The sequence below is a fragment of the Ruegeria sp. Ofav3-42 genome, assembly GCF_022347725.1.
Classification (GTDB): Bacteria; Pseudomonadota; Alphaproteobacteria; order Rhodobacterales; family Rhodobacteraceae; genus Ruegeria.
Window position 1 is genome coordinate 265,370 of sequence record NZ_JAKRGB010000005.1, and the last position, 13,169, is coordinate 278,538.

Sequence of the window (13,169 nt, forward strand, 5' to 3'; positions counted from 1 at the left end):
AGCTGCTTCTTACCTCTGCGCGCACTTGCACAACGGCACGGATATTATTGATAACAAGGTCACTTTTGACTTCTGCGGCGGGTCGGTTCCCGCCAGGGTCGCCAACTATGGCGCAACCCTCAGCAAACACACGCTGGCAGATCACATACGAACCGGTCAGATCACTCCTGCGCTAACGGCATGTTGGCATTCGTCTCGACCCCAATGCGCAAGACGCTGAACCTTGCCTGAGGTTGATTTTCGGAAACAAGCGCGGCCAGCAAGGCATCCAGGCTTTCCGCGGCATCAACGGCCGTACCGGAATTTGCCTCAGAGACCAGAACATCGCCTTTCTGCAATGTGCCTTCCGCTTCCGGCGGCACAGAGCTTACAACTGTCTTCCAACCTTCGCTGTCCTTGTTCTGAATGGTAAAGACATAGCCGTTTTCCAGACCAAGAACGCGCATGGCGGGCAGGGCCAGCAATCCGTTTTGTGGACGCGTCTCACCCAAAGGCCGATACCGGGCAGAAACGCGGATATAACCATCCGGATCTACTTTCAGATCGTTCAGCACCTGAGCGGCAAAACTTGAGTCCGCTTTTACCGGCTTGCCATTCAGAGTGTAGATCGTGGCACCGCGTTGCACCCACTCACCGACAATCGCCGGGTCCATGTCTGCGTCAACGCCGGTGACGGCAATCACGTTTCCGGTCGAAGCACGTCGCCGAGATGTTTGAAACGGAATTTCCACATCCCAATGCGAAAATGCGACCTGCGGCTCCGCCAGTTCAACGGGTTCCGCCGGAACGGCCGGAGCGGCCTCTGCAGGCGCTGATTCACCTACCTCAGCTTCAGCTTCTTCCGTAGCCGCGGTTTCAACCTCATCCGCGACGACCGGAGTTTCCTGGGCCTGCTCGACAGGCTCTGGCTTGGATTCGATTTCCGATGGAGTGGGTTCAGCTTGTGCTGGTGCTGGTTCGACTACAGCTTCGGAAACCTGCTCGACTGGTTCCTCTGCGGGTGCATCAACTGCTGCCGTTTCTTCGACGGCGCTTGTCTCTGCAGGTGTTTGCACGGACGCGGTCTCTTGTGGCGGGGCTTCTTTTCCCCCGGACATCATAAAGAACCCGCCCGCCGCCAAGGCCGCGACGACGGCCGCGCCAACCACAATCTTGCCCGCACCGCTTGATCCGCTTTTGACAACGGTATCCACGGCAACCGCGGCGTCCTCTTTTGGGGTGAATGTGGCGAGTTCGTCGTCTTTTTTGTCCTCATTGCCCAGTGCAATGTCGGCGTTGCCTGCCAGAAGTGCGGTTACGACTGCTTCGGCGTTTTCACTCTCGGCCTTAATTCTGGCCTTCTCTGCTTCTTCGTCTTTGTGGTCCATAGCCACAATCACCGAAACGGGCCGGTAATCAAAGCTGTCGAACATCACACTGGGGCCACGGAACATGCGCAGCCAATCCAGAGCGGTTTGCAGACGATCCGTCGCGTGAACTTCCATCGCCTTGTCAATGGCTTCCAAGAAACCGTCAGGGTATCCCTCAAAGCGTCCAGCCAACGGCGAGTAGGGGTCATCCTGACCGTTGTTGAATGCGTTCAGACGGGTCTGGCCATCAATCGGACGCTCACCGCTGATCGCATGATAGAGAGTGGCCGCAAGGACGTAGAGGTCACTGCTCGGCCCTTGTTCTGCGCCGCGAACGTAAAACTCATGAGGCGAATACCCGTCCTTGATGACACGCAAGGTCAGAAGCGCGGCGGACTGGTTCGCAGCCTGTTCACGCGCGGCACCAAAGTCGATCAAAACCGGGTCGCCGTTTTCGTCAATCAGAATGTTGTCAGGCGAGATATCGCGGTGCAACATGCCGCTTTGGTGGATGAACGAGACCGCAGACAACATTTTTTCAGTGACCTGAACGATGAAATCGGGGCCGGTCTTGTTGTCCGGGTTTTCGACATAATCCAGCAGATCGCAGCCGCGGATGTAATCCATCGCGATATATGCGGTGTCGTTGTCTTCAAAAACCTGATGAACGTCGACGATGTTGGGATGCACCAGGCGCGCGTGGTTGCGGGCTTCCTGAATGAACAGATCAATGATCGAGCGGAGATCGTCCTTGTAACCCGGCTCGACGGGTTCAACCAGATCGCCATTCCGGCGACAAAGAGCACCCGGATAGCATTCCTTGATCACAACTTCGCGTTCCAGGCTATCGCGTGCGAGGTAGGTGATCCCAAATCCGCCATTGCTAATGAAGCGCAGGATTTCGTACTGCCCGCGCAACAGCTTGGCGCCGGGTTGAAGTCCTTCAATTTTTGGTTCGTCGTGCTTCGCGCCGACGGCCTGGTTGTGGCTCATTTCTTTCCGCCCGTTCTAATCGTTTTGCGGCGTCATTAACTGGGCGACTAGCCCGCGAACTCACAACCAAACACAACCGCAGGACACTGAAGAACGTTAGACGTTTCAAATTTGACTTTATTGGGGCCGCCTGATGGCTTCACTAAGAACCAAGCTCTCGCATAATCAATATTTAGAGTCGTGTCGCTCGGCGACGCCTATATGTAGTTTTTACGCAGGTGAAATTTGCGGACTGAACGCCTGTATTTTGCGGAATGGTCTCTGATTCCGAAACAATCGGAGTGCGATTCTTCGGTTCTCGAATCGCTGCGCTGCGGCTCAATTATAGCGGGAAGGGGTCAGGTTCCGGTTTTCGGCTGCACTGAATCGACCCGGCTACCGGCCCACGCAAGGTTGTCGCTGAGCTGCGCTAGGATGCTGATCGCATCTTTAAGTGGAGCATCACCGCTTTCGAATTGCAGCAACAACAGCAGGTCAGTGGCCTTTTCGAACTCAGCTGGAATCCAGTCTGCCTCGGGGGCGATTTCGCCGCCCTGTTCCAAACGTTCGGCAAAGTCCTCAACGATTTCCTGACAGCTGTTCAGGAAAGCGGCGGGTTCGATGCTGGATGTCTCGCGGAGGTCGTCATAGATGCTTGCGATTGCTGCCAGCCAATCCTCAAGTATCGGGTTCTCAAGCGGGGGCAGGGCGGATTCCAGCGTCGCGTGGATTGAGGGCGCGTCGGTTTCCGAAGGTTCCGCTTTTCCGGAGTCCAGACTTTCCAGATAAGGCAGAAAATCCTGCTCGAGATCCTTCTGTGCAGCTTCCAGGTCATTCAAACGCCGCGCCGAGGCTATTTGCAGCACCTGTTCGGCCAAATTTTGACCGCCGCACGTTTCCCAAAGATCAAAATCTGGCTCAGGTTCCTGGGCCATAGCACGGACAGCGACCGGGGTGCCGATGGGCACGACGGACCGGAACATGTCGCCTTTTTCCTTTTCCAGCCGGGCCAGAACCCGATCCAGAGCATCGCGTACCGGGGGAAGGTCTGTATGGGTGACAGCAAGTAAACTGTTTGAGCGCAACTCTTGCGGAACCTGCGCCCACAGGTGGCGTTCTGTTTCGCGCCAGGCGTTGGTTCCGTTCGTGCACCAGATCGCACAATCGACATAGGACAGCAGGTCCAACGTCGGTTTGTAGGTATCATCCAGTGCACCCGTGCCCGGCAGATCGAACAGGGAAATCTCTTGCAGCGCAGGGGTATTCAGCCCGACTGAGATGAAATCCGGGTTGTCGGCCGCAGCTTTCTCCAATGCGATGCCGGAGTAAACTATTGGTTCCTTGTCCCACCACCCAACAGTGGTTTCCGGTGCGTCGGCATAAGCAACGATAACCAAAGGCAGTTTGAGGTGTTGGGGGCCAGTCGGCATAATATCGGCCCCGGCCAGCATGTTGGCGAGGCTGGATTTGCCGGCGCCGAATTCTCCGGCGAAACCGATGTTGACCGCATTCGACAGCCGCTCGGCATGGGCCAGAGCGCGTTCACGCATCTTTTCCAATGCCGCATCTGTCGGCAGGTTTTCGGTGACGGTCAGGAAGCGTTCGAGCTTGCGTACTTCCTGTTCGGTTCCGGGAAATTCAATCATTCCGCAGCCTCTGCTAATTTCTTGTCGGCACTATCGGTGCCGAACACTGCATCCAGATCATCTGCAACTCGTTGCGCTTGATCGAATGTCGCCTGCGCTTCTGCACGTACATTGGTTTGGCCGGTTCCGACCCGTTGTTCTAGATGTCCGGCCAACAAAGCCAGATAATGATCAAGAACGGTGTTCAGACGTTCCAGCAGATCAGCCCTGGCCGTATCGACCAGATCATCGCCAATCATCTCGAATTCCTGAACGATCATCCGTTCGGCCCGCGCAACCACGCTTTTACGCGAGATCAGTCGCGACAGCCAGCTTACGCGCAGCTCTACGGTAATGCCCCGGGTCAGCGCGGTAGTATCCGGGCGGAACCAGCGAACTGCACTGGTGTTCATCCGGTTGTCAGTAGGATCTTGCCAGCCGGGCAGGGCGCGCAATGCCGCATTGCTGTTCATATCGATCGCATAAAGTTCGCTGAGCATGCGTTGCCGAACGACCTGCGTCGCACCCTGAACCAATTCGCGCATACGGTCCCGCAAGGGCGAAAAGTTCAGTTCGGTTTCACCCCCCTTGGCCAGCAAGGGCGAGTCTCCGTTCGGTCCGCGAACGACGCCGGAAACGGCCTCGGCCACAGTGTCATCCATAACGCCGCGCAGGTTGGCGAGAACGTCATCCATGTCGTCGATGATCTCTGACGTTTTTTGCGAAACCAGCGCACGCAGTTCGGCCAGTGTCTTGTCGTTTTCATCGCCGTCGGCCACATCGGCGGAACTGTCATCGTCAATCGCACGCAGATGAGCTTTGGACCGTTCCAGTTCCCCTTGTGCAAAACTGTTGAGGTGCTGCCATGCCATCTTAAGCTGTTCGTCCCGAGGCCCCTGGGTCAGGGCACTGGTGACATGGCGGCGCAGATCCGGCAGACCCGAGGCGATCATTGCAGCAAAGCGCAGAACGCCTTCGCGGCTGATCGGGCCGGGGCCTTGTTTGATCTCTTCGACACCGTCCAGATACTGCTTCATCTGCTCTGGATGCGCACGAAGCCAAGCCAGGACGTGATCGTGGTTGACGCCGGTATCATCGCCGGTCAGGGCATAATGGGCCCATTGGGCGCTACCCATCAGAACGTCGATATCCGAGTTCCCGAGTGCTTTTTCCAAGCCGTCCAGAACATCCGCCCGAACTTTGCCAGCATCCTCGGCACCGCCCCCCAACTCATCGACGCGGTTGATGAACACCACGATCTGCCCCAATTCCAACGCCTGCATCAAACGGAAAAGTTTCAGGTCCGCGCGCGAAAGAGCCTGGTGCGCGGACAGCACCACGACAAAGAAGTCGGATTCTTTGAGATACTGACGCGAGATTTCCTCGCGGATCAATAGCGGGTCGTTGACACCTGGGGTATCCGTGACCGTCAGCGGGAAGGGGAAATGGCCGATGTCAAAATAGACCTCGGCCTTGCGGGTGATGTCGCTGTAGAGGCCACGATCCGATCCCGGATCGTGTTCGCCCTCGTCGGTCGGGTCGTCGCCGGCACAGACATAGCGCGCCAGATCGTCAGAGGTGAGCTCATCAAGGTCGTGATGCTGACCTAGCAGGTGCTTGTAGCTTTCGCCCAGACGCAACTTGGCGCGGGTTTTCATCGCCTCGACCTGCTCTTCGATCATTTCGCGCTTATAGCTGTCCTCGTCATCGGGGAACATGTTGCGCAGCTCTTCGCCCTCGGCGATCAACGCGTGCCATTGGCGGTTGTCGAAGAAATGAAACTCGGCCCCTTCAGTACGACCTGAAGGGTGTCCGAAATGCATGTCGGTGATCACGGTCGTCCAGGGGTTCACATCCGACGGCAAGTATTCGGCTTGCCCGGTAAACCCATTGATAAGGCGGGATTTTCCAGCCTTGATCTGCCCTACAAACGCGATTGATGGCTTCAGATTCGAAAGATCATTTACGATGCGCGAAATGAACTGACGGGTTTCGTCATTACTGACCCCGTTCATGTCTTCGGCAATACGGATTAACTCGCGACGGTTGTTTTCACTCATACTGTTACCCTGGAAACTGATAATCACGGATTGAATTAGTCGAAAAATTGAATGTTAAGGGCGCAATCATTCGGTACGCCCCGTCAGAGATGCCCACAGGTTCACGACGGCGCCAAGTTTACGTGCGTCGTGAATGACCATGGAAAGTTGATCGCCGTCGTTCAAAACGGCCAGTCCTGCGCCTTTGCCACCAGAGGGCCGCATCACTATCAACTGCGGGTGACTCAGCTCTGCAGCCGCATCATTATCCCATCCCGCGAGATCGCGTGCGAATTGGGTCAGCAAACTCTGATCGGCATGCAGCGGCTGATCCTGGGCGCAATCGCCGTCAGACTGAATTGTCGCGCCATCTTTGGCATTAGCTTGAATACGACCCAGAGCAAATCGTTCCGCGTCGTCGTAGAATCTGCTGGCCAGACCAGTCGGTTCATCAGCGGGTTCATCAGGTGCGTCGGCCTCTTCATCGTTCGGCACCACCGACATAATGGGGTCAGCAGGAAGTTCGATCGACGTGCAAGCATTCGCGATTTCACTGAACGTGATGCCGACATCATCCGCCTCGAGCATGGTATCCGGTTGCAAGGAAACCAAGTTTAACGGCGCTGGCGCCGCGGCTATATCGGAAACCAGTTGGGCCAGTTGCCCAGCCAGCGCCTCGCGCTGTTCGGTTTCAAAATCCGGCGCAACGCCGAACCGAACGCGAAACACGTCAGTGACCCGAGAGCTGTTGACCTCGATCGCCAGGCAATCGCCATTGCCCGCCGTAAATTCCAACCGGCGCGGCAAGACAGTGCCACGGATGGTTTGCAGCACCTTTTCACGACGCTCGACAGCACTGTCACCGGGAAGCGTGACGGCCGGGTCCAGCCGCGCAACTGACGAGCGTCCAATATCCTCGAGCAGGTCGAGTATGTCTGTATCCATCATGCCGTGACCCCCTCTGGTCCCGTCTAAACTGCAGCCGTAACCGGCCCCAGGCTGAGATGTGATTTCGTCAGCGCCAAGCCAACATTTGCGCTGCGGCGGCAGATGTAGCAGACCACATGGTCTGGATAGGCCTGCGTCCGCAAAAATATGTTCAGCCGATCCTTCGAAAACACCGCTATTTCCCCAAATCCCGGGTTTTCAGAATCCGCGTTCCCTGATTGCCGCAGCAGAGTTTCAAACGCACCTACGCCACGGCCCTGAAACAAGTTCGCGACCGCTATGGCCAGCGCGTCCAACGCCTCGGCATCCTCCTGGTCGTTGGCGCAGGCCCCCAGCAACATCCCTGTTTCCATATCGACGTACCCGGCTGCAACGCAGTCGGGTATCGTTTCCATAGCGGTTTTCAGTGCGGTTTCGATAGACATCCGGTGCCCCGTCTTTTCTACCTTGGTTTCACATTACAAGACATGCCATTCAGCCCCGCTCTTATTGCCGGTTTTCGGGATCGATGGAACGTCTTCTTTTGCCCGGCGAGCGCTATGTTCCGCGGCGATTTTGTCGAACTCCTCAAGAAAGGCATTGAAAACCTTCTTCAACCCTTCCGGATCTTCAGGAAGGTCTTCGCCCACCGTGATTTCGCGCCACATCGCGGATGCACTAAGCGACGAACCGGCTTCGACATTCAGCAGGTCCTCAAGCGTTTCGGTCTCGGCTTCCTGAACTGCACCGTTTGACATCGGCACGACCTGTGTTTCGATCAGGCCGCTCGTCTCAGGTTCTGGTTCAAACTCATCATCCGAAGCGCCGGATTGTTCGGCCAGCAGAGCGGTAATAGACGAAACGGATACATCGGAACTTTGTGAATCAGAGGCGGGTTCGTTTGCTTCAGCCTGTTCAGGTGTGTCAGCCAACTTGTCCCCAAGTGACGCCATAAAATTGTCTTGGTCATCTGGGCCGACCTCAGAGTGCTCGTCATCTGCCTCGGCCTCAAGGTCGATGGGCTCGTCCTCTTCCAGCTCTTCATCATCCAGTTCCAGAAACGCGTTTTCGGTGGCAGGCACATCCGTTATGTCGCTCAGATTCAGTGGTTGGCTGGGCGTTTCGCGGAAGAACGACCGAAGTTCATCTTCTTCTGCGTCCACTGAGGGCGTGGCGTCATCGGGAATCGCCGCCATTTCGGCCCGCAACCGTTCCGCCTCATCAGCGTTGATGCGGGGGGCGCGTTCGGTATCTTCTGCGCGAATCTCGACACGGGCCGGACGCACCGGAAAGCTGGTGACGACCTCGTCCTTCTCCGTCTCATTCTGAACGGGATTGACCAATTTCAAAGGTGCTGCCTGATCCGTGCCCCCGGCACGTTTAGCTGGCCGGATCGGCTGTACTCTCGGGGCTTCGGCAAGGCTGTTGTCGATCTGATAACGCGCCAGCATGTCCGCGCGGTTATCCATGATCTGCTCGGTGATCTCAAGAAAGCTATCCACCATCTTGCCGCCACCGCTGCGTCCCCACAGCTCGGCATCACCACTCTTGTCGCGGGCAGTGATTGCGTCGCGAGCCGAGAACAAAATCGACCGATTGAACAGATGCCCAGCCTCTCGATTAACGCGGCGCAACACTTTCTGGCGGTCCTTCGGACCCAAAGTATCGGCACGGGTAATCAGCAGCAGCGAGTTGTGCTGCAAACGTTCCGGCAGGGCCACCCATGTCGCCCGCTCAGTTTCACGCCAAGCCTGTGTCGCGTGTGTGCACCACAGCACCCCATTGGCCTGACCAACCGCGCGACGCCAGACATCCGTCGAAATCTTGGGATCCGAAATTCCGGGCGTATCGATCAGATCAACCGCCTCAAGAATATCGGATTCAAGGAAAATGCGAACGAATTGGGCGTCGTTAACACCAACGGATTCAAGCTGATCCAATTCGATGTCTTCACGCGTACCGTCGTGACGCTGTACGTAGGCGGATTGTTTGCCCCAGCTGAACCAGACCGGCGGCAATTGCGTGGCCGTTACCTGAGTCGGCAACGTATGCGACCGAAGCAGAAAGTTCATCAGCGTTGATTTGCCTGCGCTGAACTCTCCCATAAGCGCAAAGACGGGCTTGCGGCGGGACCACTGCTCGATGCGTTCCCATGCCTTGGGCGAGACGAAACGGGTTTGTGAGTCTTTTGCCATATCGCTACTTATGCTGCCTCGTTACTAAGATCTTTCAGGATGTCGCCCAGAATGTCGTCTCGCGATTTCTGTGGTGTCAGTCCCGCCATCAGAGCCGCATTGCGGTTGGGGTCATTCTCGGCCGAGGCCGAAATGTTCAGCAATGTCTCCTTTTGCTCGCGCATGAAATCTGACAGGACGGCACGCACGTTTTCCAGTACAGCGGCAACCTGGTTTTCTTCGATATCTTTGGTGATCGAATTCGCCTCGGACGCGATCAGGCGTGTGTAATCCGCCGCGTAAGCTTCGAACCCTTTGCGACGTTGCCACCAGCGACGCCACCATGTGCTTTGCAAGTCCAGCGCGATGGTTCGTCCGATGCCCAACGGCGGTGGGACACGCGGAACAATCGGCGCTTCGATGCTGAACTCACCCAGGTGGTTACCCAGAATTTTCTGGTACAGGGCCTCAATGTCCGCCGCCGCAGCACTGTACAGCGCGCCGGCCTCCTTACGCATCGAGCGTGCAAAGCTGAAATAGGCTGCTTTTTGCAGAGTCCGCAGCCCTGCTGGGTCATACTGCCACGTGCCTTGTTCGCCGTTCAGCTCCAGATGGGCAATCAGCGAATCCGTCGCGCGTTTAACAAAGTTGGATTCAGCCGAGTTCAGCCTTTCCAACACTTTAGCACGCAAGGACGCGGTCAGTTCAGCCGCTTTCTTTTCGTACTGATCGGCGATTGTGGCAACCGCTTCCTCTGGCGACACGCCGTCCAGATCACGGACCAAGCCTTCGCCGCCCGAGAGGTTCTTGGCAACGGCCGTAGCGCGAATCTGGCTGGCGATGTTTCGAGCGCGATGGCGCACACGATCCAGCAGACGGTTGCCAGCCCCTTCGGCGATGCGTTCGTTCATCGCCAACAACAGATCGGGCAGGCCGGACAGCGCCCAGATCTTGTCGAGCGAGGGCGCCTGATCGCCAAAACCGGCGGCCAGATAAAACGTATTCAAAGCCTCGCGTGATTCATCCGACAGAATCTCTGGATTGCCCGTCAATGCGGCCTCGGCCCACAGTGCACTGCCGAAGACCACACTGGTGTTGGCGTCGATATTGTTTTGCTTCAGAGTGTCCTGAATCCGATCGCGGATTTCCGGCACCTGATTGACCGGATCGGCCAGCTCGTCAATTCGGTTTACAAACAGGATGATCTGGCGATTTTCAAACTGCGCGATGATCCGCATCAGCGCCATATCCATGGTTGTCAACGCCTGGCTGGCGGCCAAGACAACAACGCAAACCTCAGACCCGCGCAAGCTACGCAGTGTGATCTGCTCGCGTACCATGAACGTGTCGTTCACACCGGGCGTGTCGCACAGTTTCAGCGAAATCGGGTACTGCGGAATGTCCATGAACAGTTCCGCAGATTTCGTAACATCCGCAAAGCGCCCGGTTTTCGGGTTGATGTCCGGATCGTCTTCGTCGCCCAGACACACATAACGTTGGATCAGCTCGTCATCGAAATAATCATATTGATGGCTCTGCCCCAGGATAAGGTCGAAATGCTGACCCAGCCGCGCTTCGGACTTGGCCTTCATCTCGCCGATCTGACGGCGAATATCGTCCATCTCGTCATCGGCGCCGGCCCGGTTGGCCAACTCGCCAAGGCGTCCGCCGCCGACCATCAGATTGTCCCATTCCTCTTGTTCGAAGAATGTGAATTTGGCCTTCTTGTCCCCTTCGGTACGGGTGTTGATGTTCAGCGTGGTCACTACCGAGGTCCAAGGGTTCACATCCGATGGCAACAGGGCAGGGCGCCCGGCAAGGATGTTCACGATCGAGGATTTACCCGCCTTGACCTGTCCGACCATTGTGACGCTGGCCGTGAAGTTCTCCATCCGTGTCTTGAGCGTGGCAAGACGCGCGGACGATCGCGCATCCGCCACCTCTGTCAATTGGTCGATCTGTGCCGTCAGCGAGCTCATGGCCGATGTCATGGGCGTCAGTGCCTCATTGCCGACTGACAATAGATGGTCGTTGCGCGCCATGTTCAGCCTCCGGTTCCTGTCGCAGCCAACTGTTGTGCTGGCGAACTCGTCAAAGTGTCGATGCGGGCGATCAGGTTCAGCGCATTACCCAGAATGGCGGCCTCGGCCCCCGGCGAGATCGATTCGTAGGCGCGGCAATCAGCCAGCACCTCTATCGAACTGAAACGTTCACTGTTCTCGAGACGGGCGACACGGCGGCCTGTCGGAAAACCCTCGGACTTGGTTTCTGGCAGCGGCATACGAGAATTGGCAAGCAAGTACTGCCGCCCGGAATGCGTGCGCAGCGAAACGCCAAAGCCAGTGTTCGGATATTCCCGGTTCAGGGATTTGAGTTCACCAAGAAAACTTTCGCGCGCAAGACCTACGGCTTCTTGCTCGGCAGCAGCGGAGTTCATCAAATTGGTCACGGTTCAGACCCTTGTACTGGAGTTGAGCGAAAAACTCGTACGGCGCCCGTGGGCAAAAAGACTCATTAACTCCCAGCGCCCATCAACTACTTCCAAGGCGGTCTTATTTTGACGCGAATAAGATTTTTTGGCGTTTGAATTGTGGCGCAATTGTGTTGCCTGTCCGAGTTGTGCCCGCAACCTTAGGGCGTATCGAGTATTAGATTGAGTATCGAGTCAGTTTGCTAGCCTGATTGGTGCCGAACAGGATTCTTCAAAAGAATTACGTGGAACAACGCGCACGATAGATTTATAAGCTATTGTTATAAATCGTTATTTAAGCCGATTTGAAGTGCTCTGCTCCGCCTGCCGCGCCTTGGAGTAAGCGGTAACCAAGGACCCTCCAGTCGAACTGTCGGTCTCATTGCTCGTACACACTGTTGTTTCGATTGCGATGTTACTCAACGTAAACGAGTTTTATTTTCATAGATAGTTTACGTCCAATGTTGCCAATACGTTGACAATTGTGGCGACTGAAATGGTAATTGGATTTGACAGTTGTTTCTGCGGAATTAAGTGAAACTCAAGACATTTTTCAGCTTCTAGACCGAGCAGCGCAAGCACGAGCTGACTACAGACAGGCTTCTAGGCTCAGGACCCATTGATTTCCGAGCGACGGCATGATTCACGGCTCGAAAACGAGCGGTGAACATGTCTGATCTTTTCTGGTTGAGTGACGCGCAGATGGCGCGTCTGGAACCTTTCTTTCCCAAGTCGCACGGCAAACCACGTGTTGATGACAGGCGCGTGTTGAGCGGCATTATCTTCATCAACCGTAATGGCTTGCGATGGCGTGATGCACCCAAAGAGTATGGCCCGCACAAGACGCTCTACAATCGTTGGAAGCGGTGGAGCGATAAGGGCATCTTCGCAGCGATGCTCACCGGCTTGGCCACTGATCATGGTGAGGAAAAGACCGTCATGATCGATGCCACGTATCTCAAAGCCCATCGCACAGCGTCCAGTCTTGCGGTGAAAAAGGGGGACGTGGACGCCTGATCGGCCGAACGAAGGGCGGTATGAACACAAAGCTTCATGCCATCTGCGACAGCAGAGGCCGTCCGCTGAACCTGTTTGTCACCGCCGGTCAGGTCAGCGATTACATCGGCGCACGGGCACTGCTTTGCAGCCTGCCAAAGGTAGATTGGTTGCTCGGCGACCGAGGATATGACGCCGATTGGTTCAGAGAAGCGTTGAAAGACAAAGGGATACGCGCCTGCATCCCAGGCCGGAAGCAGCGCAAGACACCGTCAAATACGACAAGCGCCGCTACAAACGCCGAAACCGCATCGAGATCATGTTCGGACGGCTCAAAGACTGGCGGCGTGTGGTCACGCGATACGACAGGTGTCCGAAGGTCTTCCTATCCGCCATCGCACTCGCGGCCCTCGTCATTTACTGGCTATGAGTCATCGGGTAATTTGTGGCTGCTTCCCTCGGAGCTGAAAGAGGGCTCACACTTCTGGCCGTCGAAGCTGATGGAAGGAAGCAACCATGAAACACTATGCCGGACTGGATCTGTCGATGGACAGCACGCAGGTGTGCATCGTCGATGAAGGCGGTGAGAAAGTCGTCTCGATTAAGGTTGAGAGCGC

At 56.3% G+C, this 13,169-nt stretch carries 8 protein-coding genes and 1 pseudogene; 1 reads left to right on the top strand and 8 read right to left on the bottom strand.

Features of this window, described 5'->3' with window-relative positions; all coding sequences use genetic code 11:
• Positions 1-161: 161 nt before the first annotated feature.
• The 8 genes from MHN28_RS10240 to MHN28_RS10275 form a co-directional block, all read right to left on the bottom strand.
• Positions 162-2,342: a serine/threonine-protein kinase gene (locus MHN28_RS10240; RefSeq protein ID WP_239338670.1), complete on the bottom strand. Its 2,181-nt coding sequence runs from the start codon at positions 2,340-2,342 to the stop codon at positions 162-164.
• A 338-nt stretch (positions 2,343-2,680) separates the two neighbouring features.
• The gene (locus tag MHN28_RS10245) at positions 2,681-3,967 is read right to left on the bottom strand and encodes a dynamin family protein (protein WP_239338672.1); all 1,287 of its coding nucleotides are present in this window, start codon (positions 3,965-3,967) and stop codon (positions 2,681-2,683) included.
• Positions 3,964-6,006, bottom strand: coding sequence for a dynamin family protein (locus MHN28_RS10250; protein WP_239338674.1), 2,043 nt, complete (start codon positions 6,004-6,006; stop codon positions 3,964-3,966). Before MHN28_RS10250 ends, MHN28_RS10245 begins: the two co-directional genes overlap by 4 nt.
• 66 nt (positions 6,007-6,072) lie before the next feature.
• On the bottom strand, positions 6,073-6,933 hold the full coding sequence (locus MHN28_RS10255; protein ID WP_239338676.1) for a hypothetical protein: 861 nt from the start codon (positions 6,931-6,933) through the stop codon (positions 6,073-6,075).
• A 23-nt stretch (positions 6,934-6,956) separates the two neighbouring features.
• Positions 6,957-7,358, bottom strand: coding sequence for a hypothetical protein (locus MHN28_RS10260; RefSeq protein ID WP_239338678.1), 402 nt, complete (start codon positions 7,356-7,358; stop codon positions 6,957-6,959).
• Between the two features lie 33 nt (positions 7,359-7,391).
• Positions 7,392-9,107 (bottom strand): dynamin family protein, encoded by a 1,716-nt coding sequence (locus MHN28_RS10265; protein ID WP_239338680.1) that lies wholly within the window; start codon positions 9,105-9,107, stop codon positions 7,392-7,394.
• A gap of 8 nt (positions 9,108-9,115) precedes the next feature.
• Positions 9,116-11,128, bottom strand: a complete 2,013-nt coding sequence (locus tag MHN28_RS10270; protein ID WP_239338682.1) for a dynamin family protein — start codon at positions 11,126-11,128, stop codon at positions 9,116-9,118.
• Between the two features lie 2 nt (positions 11,129-11,130).
• Positions 11,131-11,523 (bottom strand): hypothetical protein, encoded by a 393-nt coding sequence (locus MHN28_RS10275; protein ID WP_239338684.1) that lies wholly within the window; start codon positions 11,521-11,523, stop codon positions 11,131-11,133.
• 702 nt (positions 11,524-12,225) lie between these two features.
• On the opposite strand from MHN28_RS10275, the pseudogene MHN28_RS10280 reads away from it, so the two are divergent.
• Positions 12,226-12,982: pseudogene (locus MHN28_RS10280) on the top strand (IS5 family transposase).
• Positions 12,983-13,169: the final 187 nt, after the last annotated feature.

What these genes read in the sequence shown, in the direction of transcription:
- MHN28_RS10270 (WP_239338682.1), bottom strand. Translation starts at nt 11,128, where the DNA reads ATGGCGCGCAACGACCATCTATTGTCAGTCGGCAATGAGGCACTGACG.
- MHN28_RS10255 (WP_239338676.1), bottom strand. Translation starts at nt 6,933, where the DNA reads ATGATGGATACAGACATACTCGACCTGCTCGAGGATATTGGACGCTCG.
- MHN28_RS10260 (WP_239338678.1), bottom strand. Translation starts at nt 7,358, where the DNA reads ATGTCTATCGAAACCGCACTGAAAACCGCTATGGAAACGATACCCGAC.
- MHN28_RS10240 (WP_239338670.1), bottom strand. Translation starts at nt 2,342, where the DNA reads ATGAGCCACAACCAGGCCGTCGGCGCGAAGCACGACGAACCAAAAATT.
- MHN28_RS10265 (WP_239338680.1), bottom strand. Translation starts at nt 9,107, where the DNA reads ATGGCAAAAGACTCACAAACCCGTTTCGTCTCGCCCAAGGCATGGGAA.
- MHN28_RS10250 (WP_239338674.1), bottom strand. Translation starts at nt 6,006, where the DNA reads ATGAGTGAAAACAACCGTCGCGAGTTAATCCGTATTGCCGAAGACATG.
- MHN28_RS10245 (WP_239338672.1), bottom strand. Translation starts at nt 3,967, where the DNA reads ATGATTGAATTTCCCGGAACCGAACAGGAAGTACGCAAGCTCGAACGC.
- MHN28_RS10275 (WP_239338684.1), bottom strand. Translation starts at nt 11,523, where the DNA reads ATGAACTCCGCTGCTGCCGAGCAAGAAGCCGTAGGTCTTGCGCGCGAA.